Source organism: Actinospineispora eucalypti (genome assembly GCF_039543365.1).
GTDB lineage: Bacteria > Actinomycetota > Actinomycetes > Mycobacteriales > Pseudonocardiaceae > Pseudonocardia > Pseudonocardia eucalypti.
This window is the reverse complement of the sequence record NZ_BAABJP010000008.1, coordinates 473,639-493,440: the sequence shown is the minus strand read 5'-3', so window position 1 is coordinate 493,440 and position 19,802 is coordinate 473,639. Positions and strand designations below refer to the sequence as shown.

Here is a 19,802-nt window from a genome sequence, read left to right as displayed (position 1 = left end):
CTGCCCCACTTACGATCCGACCATGCAGTCGGCCGGCGCGCGGGAACCGGCGTCCGAGGGCGCGGATGCGCGGAACGCGCAAGGCGTGCAGGTCGTGCTGCCCGGCGGCTCGGGCGTGCAGCACAACTACTTCGCGGGTCGCCGGCCGGTGTCCTGGCCACACTTGGTCGGGGTGATTCCGCCGCGCGCGGACGGCTACCAGCACCGGGCGGTGTTCACCGTCCTCGCCGACAACTTCCGGGTGAGGCGGGTGCCGGTGCAGGTCATCGCCGGGTTGGGCGGAGTCGGCAAGACCCAGCTCGCGGCGGAGCTGGCCCGCCGGATGCGGGTCGAGGCGGCGCTGGACCTGGTGGTATGGGTGTCAGTGCTCAGCCGGGCGGGGGTAGTGTCGGCATACGCCCAGGCTGCGACCGACCTGGTGCTGGGACCCGACAGCCAGGACCCCGACCAGGCGGCGGTCCGGTTCCTCTCCTGGCTAGGAAGCACGGGCAAGAGCTGGCTGGTCGTGCTGGACGATGTCGCTTCGGCGGCGGACATGCGAGCCCTGTGGCCGCCCGAGCACCCGAACGGACACACCATTGTGACAACCCGTCGTCGCGACGCCGAGCTGTTGGCCGGCCGAGAGTTGGTTGGGGTCGCCGAGTTCACCGAGCGGGAAGCGATCGATTATCTCGTAGGAAAGTTGCCGGCTGGGCTGACCGATGACGTCGGCGGCGTCGCGGCCGACCTGGGTCGGCTTCCGCTGGCCCTCGGGCACGCCGCCGCGTACATGCGCGACCAGGAGCTGACCTGCACTGCCTACCGGCGCCGGTTCGCCGACCGGCGCAGGCGGCTGTCTGGGCTGTTCCCCGAGGAGAGCGAGCTATTCGACCATGCCGCCAAGACAGTGGCCACCACCTGGTCGCTGTCAGTCGAGGCAGCCGACCGGGTCGCGCCGACCGGCGTCGCTAGGCCGCTGCTGGAGCTGGCCAGCGTGCTCGATTCCAACGGCATGCCCGAGACCTTGTTCGCTACGGAGGCGGCCCTCGGCTACGCCGCCCGTGGGCCCGCCGCGCTGAACGAGGATGACGCCCGGGACGGGCTGCGGGCGCTGCACAGGTTCCACCTGGTCGCACACGACGCAGGGCTGGTTCGAGTGCACGCCCTGGTGCAACGGGCGGTGCGGGAGGAACTGCCGGAGCAGCGGCTGGCGGCGGTCGCGGTATCCGCCGCCGACGCCCTCGCATGCCTGTGGCCGGATGTTGACGTGGACGCCCGGTTCGCGCAGCTGCTGCGCGCCAATGGGGTGACGCTGTACCGGGTGGTTGCCGACCAGCTGTGGGCGAACGCCAGTGTCGCCCATCCCGTGTTGTCGCGTCTGGTCCGTGGTTTCGGCGACGCGGCCATGCTGTCCGACGCGATCGCCTGGGCACGGGACATCGGCGACGCGGCGCACCGCGTCCTCGGCGCAGGCCACCGCGACACCATGGCGTTCCGGAACCAGCTGGCCATGTGGCTGGGCGACGCCGGCCAGGTGGACGAGGCCATTGCGGAGCTCGAGCGACTGGTGGCAGAGGTGGCCGCCACTCTCGGCCCGGACGATCCGAACACCCTGGACGCTCGGCAGAACCTGGGGTACCAGCGAGGCCACGCGGGTGACCCGGCAGCGGCCGCTTCCGAACTCGCCGAGGTGTTGGTGGACTGCCAGCGGGTGCTCGGCCCGGATGATTGGCGGAGCTTGAATCTGGCCGATCAGCTGGCGTTCTGGCTCGGCAAGTCCGGTGACGCGGCGGGGGCGGTGGCACTGCTGCGCGAGACGCTACCCCGGGTGGTGCGGACCTGTGGGCCGGAGCATCGCACCACCCTGTCCGTCCGGGGAAACCTGGCGTGGTGGGTCGCGGAAAGCGGCCAGGTGTCTGAAGGGGTGGCCGCGTTGCGCGAGGTGGTCGCCGACACGGTGCGGGTGCTGGGGGCCGAACACCGTGACGTGTCCGTGTTGCGCAACAACCTGGCCTATTGGCAGGGCCGGTCGGGAGACATCGCGGGGGCGGTGGCCGCCTTGGAGGAACTCCTGCTCGAGCGGCTGCGGGTATTCGGTCCTGACCACCGCGACAGCCACGCCACCCGCAACGGCCTCGCCGAGCTGTATCTCGAATCGGGGGATCCGGCTGCCGCCATCGCCCATCTCGAGGTCGTGCTCGCCTCGCGGCGCCAGGTGTTCGGCGATGACCATTCGGAGACCTGGGACACGCGGTACCGGCTCGCCTGCGCGCGCGGGGATCTCGGCGAGACGGTACAGGCGGTCGAGGAGCTGGCGGCGGTCCTGGACGCCCGTGAACGCCTTCTCGGCGCGGACCATCGGGAAACCGACCGGACCCGCCAAAGCCTCGCGCACTGGCGCGCGAGATAGCTCATTCGGGCTGGAAGGGGCGGTCGCGGGTGGCCCAGCGGGGGTTGCTCTCGTCCCGCCGGTAGACCGGCACCTGGTGGCTGGCCACCCGGAAGGTGAACCGGCGCGCCCGCCGGCCCAGCTCGCCGTCCGTGGCCAACACGGCCGGCCGGTCCAGCTCCACCTCCAGCAGCGGCAGCTCGTGCTGCTCGTACACGTGGCTGTGCTCCAGCGCGGCGAACACCAGCGCGAAGAACGCCCTGGTCCGGGAGAACCGGATGTCCGCGCGCAGCCAGCGCACGTCCAGCAGCCCGGAGTCCAGCCGGGGCCGCCAGGCCGGCACCATGCCCCTCGGGTGGTAGGGGCCGTTGCCCACGAACAGGATCCACACGGACCGCCACTGGCCGTTCAGCCGCACCCGGATCGGGTCGGCGAGGCGCAGCGTGCGCACCAGGGCCACCGCGAACGCGGGCCACTTGCCCCACCGGCCCTGCCACCGCTCGCGCCGGCGGACCAGCTCGGAGTAGGCGCCCAGGCTGGCGGTGTTCAGGAAGTACCGGGTGCCGCCACCGGGCTCGCCGGGGTCGATGTCCACCGCTCCCAGGTCGACCGCGACCGCCTCGCCCGTGCCGGTGGCGTCCACCGCCTCCTGCAGGTCGTAGATCCCGACGTCCCGGGCGAAGTGGTTCAGCGTGCCGGCGGGCACCAGCACCAGGGGAAGCCGGTGCTGGCGCGCCACCGAGGTGACGGCGCCGACGGTGCCGTCACCGCCGGCCACGCCGAGCGCCCGTATCTCGCCGTTGCGCGCGGCCAGGATGCCCTCCAGCCGCTCGATCAGGTCCATCTCCGGCTCCAGGACCAGCACCTCGGCCGCCGGGAACGCGGCTCGCACGTCCTCGGTGGGGTCCACCGAGGCGTCGCCCGAGCGCGGGTTCACCGCGATGAGCAGGCCGTCCCCGTCGGCCAGTGCCGGCATCCGGCGCAGTGGCCGGGCGGACGCCTCGTCCGAGTCGCGCACCGGCCACCAGCGCCGGGTGAGCAGCGCGGCGCCGGTGCCGACCGCCGCGCCGGCCAGCACGTCGGAGGTCCAGTGCACGCCCACGTGAACCCGCGAGTAGGCGACCACGGTGGCCAGCGGCGCCAGCACCAGCCCCGCGCGCGGGCTGTCCAGCGTGACCGCCGTGGCGAACGCCGCCGCCGACGCGGCGTGTCCGCTGGGGAACGAGCTGGACGTCGGCCGGCGCTGCAGCCTGCGGTACAGGGGCAGGTGCTCGGCGGGCGGCCGGCGCCGAGGCAGCAGGGGCTTGAGTATGAGATTCGCCGTGGCACTCGCTCCGGCGATGGCAATCAGCCCGCGCAGGGCGCCACGCCGGGTGACACCCACCCGGGCGGCGAGCAGGCCGGCGATCGCGAACCACAGCCCGCTGTGATTGGCTGACCTGGTCAGACGGAGCAGCGCGCGGTCGGCGCGACTGGGTGGCAGCGCGGCTACCCAGCGTTGCACTCCCTCGTCCATGGCGTTGGCCCGCGCGGCCATCCGGCGGAAACACACGATCACAGGCTCGACACTACGGTGCCCTCAACGCTTAGGCTGATGTGCATGCACCGGCGGATATATGGCGTTGAGACCGAGTTCGGCGTCACTTGCACGTTCCACGGCCAGCGTCGGCTGTCCCCGGACGAGGTGGCACGCTACCTCTTCCGCCGGGTGGTCTCCTGGGGCCGGTCGTCGAACGTCTTCCTGCGCAACGGCTCGCGGCTGTACCTGGATGTGGGTTCGCACCCGGAGTACGCCACGGCGGAATGTGACTCGCTCACCCAGCTGGTGGCGCACGACAAGGCCGGCGAGCGGATCCTGGAGGACCTGCTCATCGACGCCGAGCGGCGGCTGGTGGACGAGGGCATCGGCGGCGACATCTACCTGTTCAAGAACAACACCGACTCGGCCGGCAACTCCTACGGCTGCCACGAGAACTATTTGGTGGCTCGGGCTGGTGAATTTTCGAGAATCGCCGACGTGCTGCTGCCCTTTCTGGTCACCCGCCAGCTCATCTGCGGCGCCGGCAAGGTCCTGCAGACCCCGCGCGGGGCGGTGTACTGCCTCTCCCAGCGGGCCGAGCACATCTGGGAGGGCGTCTCCAGCGCCACCACCCGGTCCCGGCCGATCATCAACACCCGGGACGAGCCGCACGCGGACGCCGAGCGGTACCGCCGGCTGCACGTGATCGTCGGCGACTCGAACATGTCCGAGGTCACCACCCTGCTCAAGGTCGGTTCGGCCACCCTGGTGCTGGACATGATCGAGCACGGCGTGCAGTTCCGGGACTTCACCCTGGACAACCCGATCCGGGCCATCCGGGAGATCAGCCACGACCTGACCGGCCGCCGCCCGGTGCGGCTGGCCGGCGGCCGGGAGGCCAGCGCGCTGGACATCCAGCGGGAGTACTACAGCCGCGCGGTGGAGCACGTGAACGCGCACGGCCGCGGCGACAAGACCACCGAGCGGGTGCTCGAGCTGTGGGGCCGCACGCTGGACGCGGTGGAGAGCCAGGACCTCTCCCGGATCGACCGGGAGATCGACTGGGCGATCAAGCGCCGGCTGGTGGAGCGCTACCGGGAGCGCAACAACCTGGAGCTGTCCAGCGCCCGGGTCGCCCAGCTGGACCTGGCCTACCACGACATCCGCCGGGGCCGGGGTCTGTTCGACATGCTGCAGCGCAAGGGCATGGTGGACCGGGTCACCGACGACGGGGAGATCGAGGCGGCCAAGGACACCCCGCCCCAGACCACCAGGGCGAAGCTGCGCGGTGACTTCATCGCCGCCGCACAGGCCGCCGGGCGGGACTTCACCGTGGACTGGGTGCACCTCAAGCTGAACGACCAGGCGCAGCGCACCGTGCTGTGCAAGGACCCGTTCCGCGCGGTGGACGAGCGGGTGGAGCGGCTGATCGCCTCGCTCTGACCGGGCCGCTCCGGGTAGGCGGAGTGTAGCCGTCCGCGGGGCGTCGTGGACCGTTCGGCGCAGCGGAACTCATTCGATCATTTGATCGAGGGCGCGGCGTCGGCGCTGGTGGCCCCTCGCGGGATACGCTGCTCGATGTGTCGTCGGCTCGTGTCGAGCGCCTGGTGAACCTGGTGCTCTGCCTGCTCTCCACTCGGCAGTTCCTGACCGCCGAGCGAATCCGCGCGACCGTGCCCGGATACGACGGTGCCTCGTCCGACGAGGCGTTCTTCCGGATGTTCGAGCGGGACAAGGCCGAGCTGCGGGACCTGGGCATTCCGCTGGAGACCGGACGCCGCTCGGCGTTCGACAACGTGGACGGCTACCGGATCGCCCGGCACGACTACGAGCTGGGTGAGATCGACCTGGCCGCCGACGAGGCGGCGGCGGTGGCGCTGGCCGCACGGCTCTGGGACTCCCCGGAGCTGGCCGGCGCGGCCAAGGGTGCGCTGGTGAAGCTGCGCGCCGCCGGGGTGGAGGTGGACGAGGCGGCCGCCGCGGGCGTGGAGCCCAAGGTGCGGGCCACCGAGCCGGCGTTCAGCCCGCTGCTGGCCGCCGTGCAGGCCGGCCGGGCCGTCACCTTCGAACACCGCCCGAGGTCGGACGCCGAGCCGAGGCTGCGCACCGTGGAGCCCTGGGGCGTGGTGAGCTGGCGGGGCCGCTGGTACCTGGTCGGTCACGACCGGGACCGGGACGACACCCGCTGCTTCCGGCTGAGCCGGATCGGGGCAAAGGTCAAGGCCATCGGGCCGGCCGGAGCGGTCCGTGCGCCGGCCGGAACCGACCTGGTGGACCTGGTGCGGGAGAGCGCGGGCCCGCCACCGGTGATCGGCACGGCCCGGGTCTGGGTGGCCGAGGGGCGCGCGCTGGGCCTGCGCCGGCTGAGCCGGCCGGCCGAGCCACGCGAGCACGCGGGCCGTCCCGGCCAGGTGATCGAGCTGGACCTGCGCAGCCCGGAAACCGTGGCCAGGTGGATCGGCGGGCACGGTCCGGACGTGGTGGTGCTGGAGCCGCCGGAGCTGGCCGAGGCGGTGCGCCGGGTCTGGCTGGCGGCGGCCCGGGCGCACGCGGCGCCGGCCGACGGCGCGCGCCGGGCGGACCCCCGGGCCGCCGGCCAGGCGTTGGAGCGCGCGGCCCGATGAGCTCGCCCGCACAGAGCTCCCGGCTCACCCGGATGCTGTCCCTGGTGCCCTACCTGCTGGCCCGGCCGGGGGTGCGGGTGGCCGAGGCGGCGGCCGACTTCGGGGTGTCGGAGAAGCAGCTCTGGCGGGACCTGGAGCTGCTGTGGATGTGCGGGCTGCCCGGGTACGGCCCCGGCGACCTGGTGGACCTCTCCTTCTCCGAGGACACCGTGACGGTGACCGAGGACGCCGGCATGCGCCGCCCGCTGCGGCTCACCACCGCCGAGGCGACCGCGCTGCTGGTGGCGCTGCGGGCGCTGCTGGAGGTGCCCGGCATGGTGGACGGCGAGGTGGTGCGCCGGGCGGTGGCGAAGATCGAGAGCGCGGTGGGCGCGGCCGAGGCGCCCGCTCCGGTGGCGGTCGGGCTGGCCGTGCGGCCGTCGCTGGCCGGCGACCCGGTGCGGGTGGCCGAGGAGCCGCTGGGCGACCAGGTGGAGCGGACCACGGCCGTGGTCCGCGAGGCGCTGGACGGCGAGCGCGCGCTGCGCATCAAGTACTACACCGCGTCCCGGGACGTGGTGAGCGAGCGGGTGGTCGACCCGATGCGGCTGCTGCTGGTGGAGGGGCGCGGGTACCTGGAGGCCTGGTGCCGCTCGGCCAAGGCGGTACGGCTGTTCCGGCTGGACCGGGTGGACGAGGCCACCCGGCTTGAGGAACGCCGGACGCTGCCCAGGGCGGCCCGCCCGGCCGACCTTTCCGCCGGGCTGTTCCGCCCGGACCCCACGCAGGGGGAGGCGACCCTGTTGCTGGAGCCGGAGGGCCGCTGGGTCGCCGAGTACTACCCGGTGGAGGATCCGGTGGAGCGTGACGGCGGGCGGCTGGAGGTGCGCATGCGGTTCACCGACGAGGCCTGGCTGGTGCGCCTGGTGCTCGGCCTCGGCGGGTCCGCGCGGGTGCTGCACCCCGAGCCGCTGCGCGCCGCGGTGGCCGAGCGGGCCGAGGCCGCGCTGAACGGCCTGGCCGGGGGATAGCCGGCGCCGTCGGGTGACTGCCGAGCCGCTACGGTGACCGCCATGGGATGGCTGCCGATGTCCGTGCTGCTGACGCTGGGGGTGCTGCTGCTGGCGTTGCCGGTGGTGGTGGCGACCCGGGCGGTGCTGCGGGCCCGGCGGGCCGCCCGTACGCTGACGGTCGCGACCACCGGGCGGGTGCTGCGGGTCCGCGCGGGAGTCGCCGAGGTGTCCGCGTGGCGACAGGCGCGGCGGAGCGGCAACGACCGGCAACACACCGCGTAGCATCGACCTGGACACGACACCCCGCTGAAAGGGACGCAGTCATGCCTTCAATGGGCGGATGGGAATGGCTCATCCTGCTGGTCGTTCTGGTGCTGCTGTTCGGGGCGAAGCGGCTGCCCGACATGGCCCGCTCCCTCGGCCAGTCCGCCCGGGTGCTCAAGGGTGAGATGAAGGGCATGAAGTCGGACGACGAGGCGCGCACCCAGGAACAGCAGGGGCAGCGCCCGGAGCCGAAAGCGCTGCCCGCCGCCGAGGAGCGCCAGGCGCAGCCGCCGGCCGCTTCCACCGAGCAGCCGGGCGGCCAGATAAACGGCAGCCGGTAGCCCACCGACGTGTGGAACCCGCTCGCTCGCCGTCGGCGCCGCCGGGCCAACCCGGACGGCACGATGACGCTCATCGAGCACCTGTACGAGTTGCGCAACCGGTTGGCCATCTCGCTGGTCGCGGTCGCCCTGATGACCGTGGTCGGCTACATCTGGTTCGGCGCGAACTTCTTCGGCTACCCCAGCCTGGGTGAGCTGCTCAAGGGGCCGTACTGCTCGCTGCCGCCGAGCGTCCGGCCGGTGATGAACGCCGGCGGGACGTGCACCCTGTTCGGCACCGGGGCGCTGGACCAGTTCTCCCTGCGCATGCGGGTGGCCATCGCGACCGGCATCGTGCTGGCCTGCCCGATCTGGTTCCACCAGCTGTGGGCGTTCATCACGCCCGGCCTCTACGCCAAGGAGCGCCGGTTCGCGCTGACCTTCGTGACCAGTGCGGCCGTGCTCTTCCTGGCCGGCGCGGCGATGGCCTACTGGGTGGTCCAGCAGGCGCTGGCCTTCCTGCTGTCCATCGGTGCGGACGTGCAGACCACGCTGCTCACCGGCGAGAGCTACTTCAGCCTGCTGGTGGCGCTGCTGCTCATCTTCGGGGTGAGCTTCGAGCTGCCGCTGCTGGTGGTGATGCTGAACCGGGCCGGCGTGGTCAGCTACGAGCGGCTGGCCAAGTGGCGGCGGGGGCTCATCTTCGGGCTGTTCGTGTTCGCCGCCGTGGCCACGCCCGGTGGCGACCCGATCTCCATGACCGCGCTGGCGGTGGCCCTGACCGTGTTGTTCGAGTGCGCGATCCAGCTGGCCCGGATCCACGACCGGCGCAAGGCCCGCCGCCGCGCGGAGGAGGGCTGGGACTCCTGGGACCCGGACCAGCCCTCGCCGATCGACACCACACCCAGCGAGATCCCGAAGCCCTCGCCCAGCTACGACGACGCCACGTAGAAACCCGGGCGACAGGCGCGAACGCGGCGTGTTGAAATGGCCGGCATGATGATCTTCGGGCCGCCGATCGACGCCCGGGCGCTGTTCCCGGTGGAACGGGCCGCGCTGCTCGAGCTGCTCGCCGGGCTGGAGCCGGCCGACTGGGCGCGGGCGACGGTGTGCCCGGGATGGGCGGTGCGGGACGTGGTCGCGCACGTGCTGAACGACTACCTCCGGCGCATCTCGGGCAGCCGGGACCGGCACTCCGGCGCGATCTTCGCCAACGACGAGACACTGCCGGGCTACATCGCCCGCACCAACGAGGAGTTCGTCCGGGCCGCGAGCCAGTGCAGCCCCCGGGTGATGACCGACCTGCTGGCCCACCTCGGACCCCAGATGGACCAGGTATGGGCCGGGATGGACCTGGAGGCGCCCGCCGAGCTGAACGTGTCCTGGGCCGACCCGGAGGCCACCAGCCCGGCCTGGCTGGACATCGCCCGCGACTACACCGAGTACTGGGTGCACCAGCAGCAGGTGCGGGACGCGGTCGGGCGGCCCGGCGCGGACGGGCCGGACCTGCTCGTCCCGGTGGTGGACACCTTCCTGCGCGCGCTGCCGAACGCGCTGCGCGGGGAACCGCGGCCGGAGGGCACCGAGGTGCGGTTCGAGGTCACCGGGCCGGCCGGTGGGGTGTGGGCGGCCGCCGTGACCGGTGGGCGCTGGATTCCGGTTCCGGAGGCCGGTGCGCCCGCCGCCACCGTCCGGATGGACCAGGACACCCTGTGGCGGCTGGCCACCAGGGGCATCACGGTCGAGCAGGCGCGGGCTCGGGCCCGGCTGGAGGGTGATCCCGGTCTCACCGAGGCGGCCACCACCCTGCTGGCCATCGTGTGGGTATGACAGCCTGGTGACGTGGCCAGCCGATCTCTCACCGGGGCAGTTGCCGATCGTCCCCGGCTGACCGAGTTCACCGGGATCCTGCCCTTCCAGCTGGACGGCTTCCAGCGTGACGCCTGTGCGGCCCTGGAGGACGGGCACGGGGTGCTGGTTTGCGCGCCGACCGGGGCCGGCAAGACGGTGGTCGGCGAGTTCGCCGTGCACATCGCGCTGGCCGAGGGCGCGAAGTGCTTCTACACCACGCCGATCAAGGCGCTGTCCAACCAGAAGTACACCGACCTGGTGGCCCGGTACGGCGCGGACCGGGTCGGCCTGCTCACCGGTGACACCTCGATCAACGGCAACGCGCCGGTGGTGGTGATGACCACCGAGGTGCTGCGCAACATGCTCTACGCCGACTCCCCGACGCTGGCCGGGCTCGGCTACGTGGTGATGGACGAGGTGCACTACCTGGCCGACCGGTTCCGGGGCGCGGTGTGGGAAGAGGTGATCCTGCACCTGCCGGCCGACGTGGCCGTGGTGGGGCTGTCGGCCACGGTGAGCAACGCCGAGGAGTTCGGCGACTGGCTGGTCACCGTGCGCGGGGACACCGCCGTCGTGGTGGACGAGCACCGGCCGGTGCCGCTGTGGCAGCACATGCTGGTCGGCAACCGGATGTTCGACCTGTTCGCCGGGGAGGACTCCGGCGGGCGCCTGCGGGTGGACCCGGCCCTGGTGCGGCACGTGGAGGACCAGAGCCGCCGGTTCGCCGGTTGGAACCGCCCGCGCGGGCGGACCGGCGACCGGCGGGCCGGCGGTCCGCGCGGTGAACGGTTCCGGCCGCCGCCGAGGGTGAGCGTGATCGACCGGCTGGACCAGGCCGGCCTGCTGCCCGCGATCGTGTTCGTGTTCAGCCGGGCCGGGTGCGACGCGGCGGTGGGCCAGTGCCTGCGTTCCGGGCTGCGGCTGACCACCCAGGAGGAGGCGGCGGAGATCCGCAAGGTGGTCACCGCCAACACCGCCGAGCTGCCCCAGGCCGACCTCACCGTGCTCGGCTTCTGGGAATGGCGCGAGGCCCTGGAGCGGGGCGTCGCCGCGCACCACGCCGGAATGCTGCCCGCGTTCAAGGAAACCGTGGAGCAGTTGTTCACCCTCGGCCTGGTGAAGTGCGTGTTCGCCACCGAGACCCTGGCGTTGGGCATCAACATGCCGGCTCGTGCGGTGGTGCTGGAGCGGTTGGTCAAGTACAACGGCGAGTCGCACGCCGAGCTGACCCCGGGAGAGTACACCCAGCTCACCGGGCGGGCCGGCCGGCGCGGCATCGACGTGGAGGGCCACGCGGTCGTGGTCTGGCAGCCGGGCGTGGACCCCGAGCAGGTCGCCGGCCTCGCCTCCACCCGTACCTACCCGCTGCGCAGCTCGTTCCGGCCGGGTTACAACATGGCGGTGAACCTGCTCCACCGGCTGGGCGCCGAGCGCTCCCGGGAGCTGCTCGAGCAGTCGTTCGCGCAGTTCCAGGCCGACCGCTCGGTGGTCGGGGTGTCCCGCCGGATCGCCAAGAACGAGGAGGCGATGGCCGGCTACGCCGAGTCCATGCGGTGCCACCTCGGCGACTTCGCCGAGTACGCCGGGCTGCGCCGGGAACTGACCGAGCGGGAGCGCGCGCTCAGCCGGGGCGGCGCCGCCGCGCGCCGGGCGGCGACCCTGGCCTCGCTGAGCACGCTGCGGGCCGGCGACGTGATCGCGGTGCCGGCCGGCCGGCGGGCCGGGCTGGCCGTGGTGCTGGACCCGGGGATCGACCAGTCGGGTGAGCCCCGGCCGCTGGTGCTGAACGAGGACCGCTGGGCCGGCCGGCTGTCGGCGGCCGACTTCCCGGCCCCGGTGCAGGCGCTGGGGCGGATGCGGCTGCCCAAGCGGGTCGACCACCGGGTGCCCCGGGTGCGCCGGGACCTGGCCTCCAGCCTGCGCAACACCGGCATCCAGCCGCCCGCGAAGCCGCCCCGGCGCTCGCGGTCCGGCGCGGCGGACGACAGCGAGCTCAGCGAGCTGCGCCGGCGCCTGCGTGCGCACCCCTGCCACGGTTGCTCGGACCGCGAGGCCCACGCCCGGTGGGCCGAACGGTATGCCCGGCTGGACAAGGACACCGAGCAGCTGCGCCAGCGGGTGCGGGCCACCACCCACTCGCTGGCCCGGGCGTTCGACCGGATCACTGCCCTGCTGCGGGAACGGGAGTACCTGGACGGAGACCTGGTCACCGCGCACGGCACGACGCTGTCCCGGCTCTGGGGCGAGTCGGACCTGCTCGCCGCCGAGTGCCTGCGGCACGACGCGTGGCGGGGGCTGCGCCCGGCCGAGCTGGCCGCGGTGGTGTCCGCGCTGGTCTACGAGGCCCGGCGGGACGACGCCGGCCCGGCCCGGGTGCCGGCCGGCCCGGTGGCCAACGCCATGGACGCCACGCTGCGGCTGTGGGCCGAGCTGGAGGCCGACGAGCGCCGGCACGGCGTTTCCCGGACCCGGGAGCCGGACGCCGGTTTCGCCTGGCCGGTGTACCGGTGGGCGAACGGGCAGTCACTGGCCGCCGTGCTCACCGCCGCCGAGGAGAACGGCCAGGAGCTGTCCGCCGGCGACTTCGTGCGCTGGTGCCGGCAGGTGATCGACCTGTTGGACCAGCTGGCCGAGGTGGCGGACAAGGACAGCCCGGTGGCCTCCGTGGCGGCCGAGGCGGTGCGCGCCGTGCGGCGCGGGGTCGTGGGCCTCGGCTCGGTCTGATGCGCCCGGTGTGAGCCGCGTGCCGCTTGCCGAGGCAATGTGATTCGATCGGACCGTGTCGACCCCGAGGTACCCCGGCCCGCCCCGGTACGGCCCACACCCGCCGCCGGCCGAAGCCACCCAGCCGGTCGAGCCGGCCGGACTGGTCGGCCCGGTTGGTCCGGCGAACCGGGAGCTGGATGCCTGGCTGCCCGTCCCCGGAGGCGTCGACTCACCCACCGATCCCGCGTTGCGGCCGGTCCGCCGCTCCTGGGCGACCGTGCCGGGCTGGCTGCTGGCCGTCGCGTTGGCGGCGGTGGTCGGGGTGGTCGGCGTGCTGGGGTTCGTCAAACCCGGCTACTTCGTGGCCAGGGTGCTGGACCAGGCGTCGGTGCAGGACGGGGTGCGCTCCATCCTGCGCACCCAGTACCACCTGCCCGGGGTCACCGATGTCGCCTGCCCGTCCGACCAGCCGGTCCAGTCCGGGCTGGCGTTCGACTGCACGGTCACCCTGGACGGCCGCACGGCTGCCGTCACCGTGCTGCTCAAGGACGACCAGGGTGGCTACGAGGTGAGCCGCCCCCGCTGAGCCCGGCTCCGGACGCTGGCCGGCCCTAGCCTCCGGCACGCCGCTCCTCCTGCCCTCGGGCGAGCGCGCCATGGCTCTGCGCACATATACGCAACGCCCGGCATCGCGGGTGGGCATCGGGCCCGGACGGCGCCGGGTGGGTGGTCTGCTGGTTCGGGTGCCGCCGGTTCCGATTTTCGGGCTGTGACGGGTGCTATTGCCGCTGGTCGTCGAGACCGAACTCAATCCGGCCAGTCCTTGATCGAAACCGGACTCACCTTGCGCTCGGCGAAGCGGATCCGGGGAGAGTCACCGACCGCGGCTACGCTCCGCAACCCAACGCGACGGCCGGTGCCCAACCCAGCTGACCATCCACGCGAGGCCGTCCAAGCCGATCTTCAAACCGGCACCCGGCCGCCCTACGTGCGCAGAGACCGGTCGGTGCGCCGGCGAGTGGTCAGCGGCCCACCGCGAGGGCGGCGGTCAGGCGGTCGACGGCGCCGCCGAGGCCCCAGCGTTCGCCCAGTGCGGCCAGGGCTTCGGGGTCGACCGGGGTGGCCGGTACCGAGTCGTCCCGGTCGAGGCGCACGTCCGCGTCGGGGGCCACCCGGACGACCGGCTCCACGACCGCCAGGTAGTCGGCGGCCGCGTTCATCTTGACCCGCACGCCGGCCGCCAGCCGTCCGTCCGAGGTGTCCGCGACCGCCGCGAGCAGCTCGCTCCAGGAGCCGAACCGGGAGACCAGGGTGGCCGCCGTCTTCTCGCCGATCCCCGGCACGCCGGGCAGCCCGTCCGAGGGATCGCCGCGCAGCATGGCCATCTCGGCGTAGGCGTCACCGGCCCGCGCGGCGGGCAGGTTGTACTTCGCCCCCAGCTCCTCCGGGCCGAACACCTCGGCCTTGGCCAGCCCGCGACCGGCGTACACCACGCGCACCGGGTTCGGCTCGTCCCGGACCAGCTGCAGCAGGTCCCGGTCCCCGCTGACCACCTCGACCAGGTCCGAGCGTTCCCTGGCGCACAGCGTGCCGATCACGTCGTCGGCCTCGTAGCCTTCGGCCCCACCGGTGGCCAGGCCGGCCGCCGCCAGCACCTCGAGGATGATCGGCACCTGCGGGCTGAGCCCGTCCGGCACCGACTCCGCCGGTCCCGCCCCGCCGATCAGCTCCGTGCCGGCGCCGCCGGGGGGCGCGCCGGGGTCCTCGGCCACCCGGTGAGCCTTGTAGGACGGGATGGCGCGCACCCGGAACACCGGCCGCCAGTCCAGGTCCAGGCAGGCCACCAACCGGGTCGGCCGGCGCTCGGTGATCAGGCGGGAGACCATGTCGGTGAAGCCGCGCACCGCGTTCACCGGGGTGCCGTCCGGGGCCTTGATCGAGTCGGGCACCCCGTAGAAGGCCCGGAAGTACAGGCTCGCCGCGTCGAGCAGCATCAACGATCCAGTCACCCGGCACAGCTTGCCAGGTACAGGTTCATTCGATCGGGTTGGCTGGGAATTGGCGTCGCGGGACGTCGAACGGCACGATGTGCGGGTGGTCGGCAACTATCGCAATCCGGGTCCGCAGGACGAGTACAGCCAGGGTCAGGGCGGTTACCCGCCGGTGAGCCAGCCCGCGCCCGTGCGCACCGAGGTGAACGCCGGCCGGTTGTGGGCCGGCGGAGTGGCGGCCGCCGTGGTCGCCGCGCTGATCGGCCTGGTCGGCGTGCTGGTGGCGCGGGCGGTGTTCCAGCTCAGCCCGAAGAGCTCCAGCGCGTTCGGCGACGACGCCACGGTGCAGCTGTGCGTGGTCGCCGCGCTGGCCGCGCTGATGGCCACCGGCATCGCGCACCTGCTCCTGGTCAGCACGCCCAGCCCGCTGTCCTACTTCGGCTGGATCGTCGGGCTGCTCACCGTGGCGGCCGTGGTGGTTCCGTTCCTGGGCTCCGGGTCGCTGGTGGTGCGGCTGTCCGAGGCGGTGATCCACCTGGTCATCGGGATCGCGATCGGCGGCCTGGTGAGCAACGCGGCGGGCAGCGCCAGCCGGCTCACCCTGGGCGAGAACCGCTGACCGACCCGCTGGTTTCGCCGGAGTAGCCGGTGACGGCCTTCGGCACCAGCAGGTCGCCGATGAACGGGATGGCCAGGAAGCCCTCCGCCCCGGCGTAGAGCAGGCCCACCCTGGGCAGGTCGGTGGGCTTGCGGTAGGCCAGCACCCGGGGCAGCCACTCCGGGTCGAACTTGGCGTTGAAGTCGCGCAGCGAGCGGATCTGGAAGAACGGGTTGAGCACGCCGACCAGTCGGCGGGCCACCCGTTCGGCCGGGGTGAAGGGCACGTCGTCCGCGAACAGCCGCCCCCACATGGCGAAGTTCATGGACAGCCGCACGATGCCGCGCTCGCCGAGCGCTCGCGCGGTGGCGGCGATGAGGAACTCGGTCATCCCGTTCGGCGCGCCGGGGTCGTGCCGCATCAGGTCCAGCGTGTACCCGAAGTCGGCGCCGTAGGCCGGTACCAGCCGCAGGAACCCGCCGGGCACGTCGTTCTCGTCCAGCGCCACGCAGAGCAGGAAGTCCGGGTTGGCGCCCTGCCCCTGGATGTCCTGGCTGAGTGACATCGTGAACCCGCGTTCCGGCGCCTTTCCCCGCCAACGTGCGCTGATCGCGTTCAGCTGGTCGACCAGGGCGGCCGACGCGTGCGCCTCGGTGACCAGCTGGAAGCGGTAGCCCCGGCCGACCCGGCGGACCGCCGCGCGCACCCCCTTCGGCGCGGCGTCCAGGTCGAACCGGTCGCACCGCAGGATGGCCTCGTCGCCCAGGTAGAAGGCGCGGAAGCCGCGCGCCGCGTAGGGCGCGAAGTCGGCCTCCCGGATGGCCAGGAACGCCGGGTTCCAGGCGCGCTCGTCGCACATCGCCAGGAACTCGTCCAGCAGCCCGGGCAGCGAGCCGGGGGCGCCGATCGGGTCGCCGGCGACCAGCGCGTACCCGCCGACGTAGGTGTAGGCCAGCATGGCCTCGCCGTCGGCGGAGAAGAAGAAGCTCTTGTCGCCCCGCAGCGCGAAGTAGGCCAAAGTGTCCGAGCCGTGGGCGCGCACCAGGCGCAGCGCGTGCTGCCAGTCGGCCTCGGTGCGCGGGTGCCTTGCGCGCAGCGGCCGGAACACCAGAACCGCCAGCACGATCAGCCCGAAAACGCCGAAGGTGAGCAGCGCGACCGGGAAGATCACCGCGAACCGATGCCGCTGGTAGATGTAGTCCCCGTCCAGCCCGATCAGCCCGCTGAGCACCGTGCTGATCGCCGAGTCCAGGCTGAACGCGGGCTGCAGGTGATGGCGCTCGAAGTACAGGCTGAGCACCCCGACACCCACCACGGAGACCAGGTACGTGGGCACGAACCGGGCCAGGCGCAGCAGCGACGGCGGGTCGGGCGCCGCCCGGAACCGCTCCTGGGACAGCAGCAGCGCGACCACCATCAGGAAGCTCCAGGCCATCGCCCCGAGCTGCAGGCCCTTGGCCGCGTGCGCCACGGTGCTGACCGCGAACAGGGCCAGCGCGATCCGCCACGCGGTGCGCTTGCGCTTGGCCAGCTGGTCGGCCAGCAGCAGCAGGCCCAGCCCGATCAGCACGCTCAGCACCTGGCTGGCCACGGCGAACCAGGTCGGGTCGAAGACCTGCTCCATCCGGGTCAGCCTGCGGTGCAGCGAGGGCAGCGGCGCGATCAGCTCCAGCAGGCCGCTCAGCGCGGTCAGCCCGGCCACCAGGCGCACCGGCCAGCGCGGCTCGTCCACCGTCGGCCGTCTCGGCGCGGGCGGCGTGATCGGAGCCGGCGGGGGAGCCTGGTCCGGCGGTGGCACTGCGCCGCCCGAGGCAGCGGGTGAGGCCTCCTCCGGCGTCGGCGTCGGCGGCAGCACCTGCCGGGGCGCGCCGAGCCCCTCGTGCGACGCCTGCTCCGGGCGCAGCGTGGGGAACAGGATGACCTCGCGGATGGACTCCGCGCCGGCCAGCAGCATGACCAGCCGATCGATGCCGATGCCCAACCCACCGGTCGGTGGCATGCCGGCCGACAGCGCGCGCAGGTAGTCCCGGTCGATCTGGCCGGCCTCGGGGTCGCCGCCGGCCCGCGCGCGGGCCTCCGCCTCGAACGCCTCCAGCTGCTGCTCCGGGTCGTTCTGCTCGCTGTAGGCGTTGCACAGCTCGAAGCCGGCCACGATCAGCTCGAACCGTTCCACGTAGGCCGGGTCGTCCCGGTGCGGCCGGGCCAGCGGGGACACCTCGCGCGGGTAGTCCAGGCAGAACAGCGGGCCGGTGATCTCCCGCTGCACCCGCTGGTCGTAGACCTCCTTCATCAGCCGGCCGGCGCCCCAGTCGGACTGGTAGGGCAGGTGCAGCCGGTCCAGCTCGGCGCGCGCCTCCTCGACCGGCATGCCCGGGTGCATCCGCGCGCCGGTCTTCTGCTCGATCAGGTCGGCGAACCGCAGCCGGGGCCACGGCTCGGTCAGGTCGATCTTCCGGTCGCCCAGCCGCAGCGCCGTGCCGCCGGTGCTGACCTCGGCCACGTGCCGGATGAGGTCCTCCACCAGGACCATCACGTCCCGGTAGTCGGCGAATGCCTGGTAGGCCTCGAGCAGCGTGAACTCCGGGTTGTGCCGGGCGTCCAGGCCCTCGTTGCGGAACACCCGGCCGATCTCGAACACCCGCTCCATGCCGCCCACCACCAGCCGCTTCAGGTGCAGCTCGAGGGCGATCCGCAGGTACAGGTCCACGCCCAGGGCGTTGTGGTGGGTGACGAACGGCCGGGCCGCCGCGCCGCCCTGCAGCTCCTGCAGCACCGGCGTCTCCACCTCGGTGAATCCCAGCTCGGTGAGCCGGTTGCGGATCGCCGCGACGGCGGTGTGCCGGATCCGGAAGATCTCCCGGGTGCGCTCGTTGACCTGCAGGTCCAGGTAGCGGCGGCGGTACCGGATGTCCGGGTCGGTGAGCGTGCGCGGCGGCGGTACCAGCGCGGTGGCCAGCGGCTGGAACTCGGTCACCCGCACGGACAGCTCACCCCGCCGGGTGGTCATCACCTCCCCGGTTACGCCCACCCAGTCGCCCCGGGAGAGCGCGTCGAAACGGTCCCGCTCGGGCTCCTCGAGCGTGTCGCCGCTGAGGAAGAGCTGAATTTCCCCTCCGCCGTCTCTCAGCGTGGCGAAGGTGAGGCCGCCGTGGCGGCGGACAGCCCGCAGCCGGCCGGCGATGCGCACCACCCGGCCGGTTTGTTGATCAGGCTCGAGGTGCCCGTACTCGTCCCTGATCCGGCGCGTTGAGCTGTCGGTGACATATCGGTAGGGCAGCCCGGCCGGACCGAGCCGACGAACCACGCGGGTCACCATAGCCCTACCCGCCGCTCTAAGCTCACGGTTATGAGCGTGCCCATCGACCTGCTCGCCGACCGCCTGCGTCGCGCCTCCGAAGAAGCCGCCAGCCAGGAGCTGGACCTGCTCGTGGTGACCCCGGGTACCGACTTCCGGTACCTGCTCGGCCACGAGACCAGCACCCACGAGCGGCTGACCTGCCTGGTGCTCGCGGCGGAGGGTCACCGGGCCCCGCCCGCGCTGGTGGTCCCGAGGTTGGAGGCGCCGGGCCTGGCGCACCTGCCGCTGGACAAGCTGGGCATCGAGATGGTCACCTGGGCGGACGGCGAGGACCCGTACCTGCTGGTCAGCGACCTGGCCGGGGTGCCGAAGCGGGTCGGGGTGAGCGACGAGATGGCGGCCCGGCACGTGCTCGGGCTGCGCGACACGCTGTCCGGTGTGGAGCAGGCGCTGGCCGGCACGGTGCTCTCGGCGCTGCGCATGCGCAAGGACGCCGCCGAGGTGGCCGAGCTGCGGGCCGCCGGCGAGGCGATCGACCGGGTGCACGCGCGGATGGGCGAGTTCCTGCGGCCGGGGCGCACCGAGGCGGAGGTCGGCGCGGACATCGCCGACGCGATCGTCGCCGAGGGCCACACCGGGGCGGCGTTCGTCATCGTGGGCTCCGGCCCGAACGGCGCCAGCCCGCACCACGACCTGTCGGACCGGGTGATCGAGCCGGGCGACGTGGTCGTGATCGACATTGGCGGCCCGCTGCCCACCGGCTACAACTCCGACTGCACCCGCACCTACGCGGTGGGCGGTGAGCCGGACGCGGAGATCCGGCGCGCCTACGCGGTCCTCCAGGAGGCCCAGGAGGCGGCCTGCCGAGCGGTGCGCCCCGGGGTGACCGCCGAGTCGGTGGACGCGGTGGCCCGGGAGATCATCACGGCGGCCGGGTTCGGCGAGCGGTTCCTGCACCGGACCGGGCACGGCATCGGGCTGGACGTGCACGAGGACCCGTACATCGTGGGCGGCAACGACCTCGAGCTGGCGCCCGGGATGGCGTTCAGCGTGGAGCCGGGCATCTACCTGGACGGCAGCTGGGGCGCGCGGATCGAGGACATCATGGTGGTCACCGAGGACGGCGGCCAACGGCTCAACAACCGCCCGCGCGACCTGGTCGTGCTCTAAGCCGTGATTCGAAGCCACCCGCCCGCCCGGCGAGGGCCCGGTGCCGGTTCCAAAGATCGACTTGGACGGCCGCACCCCCGGTCGCGATAGATCAACCGCGG

Annotated in this window: 15 protein-coding genes; 12 read left to right on the top strand and 3 right to left on the bottom strand. The window is 73.0% G+C overall.

From position 1 onward, the window contains the following. Window positions 1-22 precede the first annotated feature (22 nt). Window positions 23-2,389, top strand: coding sequence for a tetratricopeptide repeat protein (locus tag ABEB12_RS13310; protein WP_185061532.1), 2,367 nt, complete (start codon window positions 23-25; stop codon window positions 2,387-2,389). Window position 2,390: 1 nt separating this feature from the next. Here ABEB12_RS13310 and ABEB12_RS13305 read toward each other — a convergent pair whose 3' ends face one another. Further along, window positions 2,391-3,926: a bifunctional phosphatase PAP2/diacylglycerol kinase family protein gene (locus tag ABEB12_RS13305; protein WP_345702776.1), complete on the bottom strand. Its 1,536-nt coding sequence runs from the start codon at window positions 3,924-3,926 to the stop codon at window positions 2,391-2,393. A 42-nt stretch (window positions 3,927-3,968) separates the two neighbouring features. Between ABEB12_RS13305 and pafA the strand changes: the two genes are divergently transcribed. From pafA to ABEB12_RS13260, 9 genes are all read left to right on the top strand, one after another. Beyond that, on the top strand, window positions 3,969-5,330 hold the full coding sequence (pafA, locus tag ABEB12_RS13300) for a Pup--protein ligase (RefSeq protein ID WP_185061533.1): 1,362 nt from the start codon (window positions 3,969-3,971) through the stop codon (window positions 5,328-5,330). A 137-nt stretch (window positions 5,331-5,467) separates the two neighbouring features. Continuing rightward, entirely contained in the window at window positions 5,468-6,511 is a 1,044-nt protein-coding gene (locus ABEB12_RS13295; RefSeq protein ID WP_185061534.1) for a WYL domain-containing protein, read from the top strand. Continuing rightward, window positions 6,508-7,521, top strand: a complete 1,014-nt coding sequence (locus ABEB12_RS13290) for a WYL domain-containing protein (RefSeq protein WP_185061535.1) — start codon at window positions 6,508-6,510, stop codon at window positions 7,519-7,521. Before ABEB12_RS13295 ends, ABEB12_RS13290 begins: the two co-directional genes overlap by 4 nt. A 42-nt stretch (window positions 7,522-7,563) precedes the next feature. Beyond that, on the top strand, window positions 7,564-7,785 hold the full coding sequence (locus ABEB12_RS13285) for a hypothetical protein (RefSeq protein WP_185061536.1): 222 nt from the start codon (window positions 7,564-7,566) through the stop codon (window positions 7,783-7,785). Between the two features lie 41 nt (window positions 7,786-7,826). Beyond that, complete coding sequence (gene tatA, locus ABEB12_RS13280; protein WP_185061537.1) at window positions 7,827-8,108, top strand: Sec-independent protein translocase subunit TatA; 282 nt, start codon at window positions 7,827-7,829, stop codon at window positions 8,106-8,108. 63 nt (window positions 8,109-8,171) lie between these two features. Next, window positions 8,172-9,038, top strand: coding sequence for a twin-arginine translocase subunit TatC (gene tatC / locus ABEB12_RS13275; protein WP_185062977.1), 867 nt, complete (start codon window positions 8,172-8,174; stop codon window positions 9,036-9,038). Window positions 9,039-9,083: 45 nt separating this feature from the next. After that, on the top strand, window positions 9,084-9,917 hold the full coding sequence (locus ABEB12_RS13270; RefSeq protein ID WP_185061538.1) for a maleylpyruvate isomerase family mycothiol-dependent enzyme: 834 nt from the start codon (window positions 9,084-9,086) through the stop codon (window positions 9,915-9,917). Between the two features lie 12 nt (window positions 9,918-9,929). After that, complete coding sequence (locus ABEB12_RS13265; protein ID WP_185061539.1) at window positions 9,930-12,662, top strand: DEAD/DEAH box helicase; 2,733 nt, start codon at window positions 9,930-9,932, stop codon at window positions 12,660-12,662. A gap of 55 nt (window positions 12,663-12,717) precedes the next feature. Beyond that, window positions 12,718-13,230, top strand: a complete 513-nt coding sequence (locus ABEB12_RS13260; RefSeq protein WP_185061540.1) for a DUF4333 domain-containing protein — start codon at window positions 12,718-12,720, stop codon at window positions 13,228-13,230. A 436-nt stretch (window positions 13,231-13,666) separates the two neighbouring features. Here ABEB12_RS13260 and ABEB12_RS13255 read toward each other — a convergent pair whose 3' ends face one another. Next, window positions 13,667-14,653, bottom strand: a complete 987-nt coding sequence (locus tag ABEB12_RS13255; protein ID WP_345702774.1) for a 5'-3' exonuclease — start codon at window positions 14,651-14,653, stop codon at window positions 13,667-13,669. 85 nt (window positions 14,654-14,738) lie between these two features. Between ABEB12_RS13255 and ABEB12_RS13250 the strand changes: the two genes are divergently transcribed. Further along, complete coding sequence (locus ABEB12_RS13250) at window positions 14,739-15,254, top strand: DUF6069 family protein (protein WP_185061541.1); 516 nt, start codon at window positions 14,739-14,741, stop codon at window positions 15,252-15,254. On the opposite strand, the gene lysS is transcribed toward ABEB12_RS13250, so the two are convergent. Further along, window positions 15,232-18,537 (bottom strand): lysine--tRNA ligase, encoded by a 3,306-nt coding sequence (gene lysS / locus ABEB12_RS13245; RefSeq protein ID WP_185061542.1) that lies wholly within the window; start codon window positions 18,535-18,537, stop codon window positions 15,232-15,234. The genes ABEB12_RS13250 and lysS overlap by 23 nt on opposite strands. Window positions 18,538-18,579: 42 nt before the next feature. Between lysS and ABEB12_RS13240 the strand changes: the two genes are divergently transcribed. Next, window positions 18,580-19,701 carry a M24 family metallopeptidase gene (locus tag ABEB12_RS13240; protein WP_185061543.1) on the top strand — a complete coding sequence of 374 codons (1,122 nt, stop codon included), beginning with the start codon at window positions 18,580-18,582 and terminating at the stop codon, window positions 19,699-19,701. Window positions 19,702-19,802 lie beyond the last annotated feature (101 nt).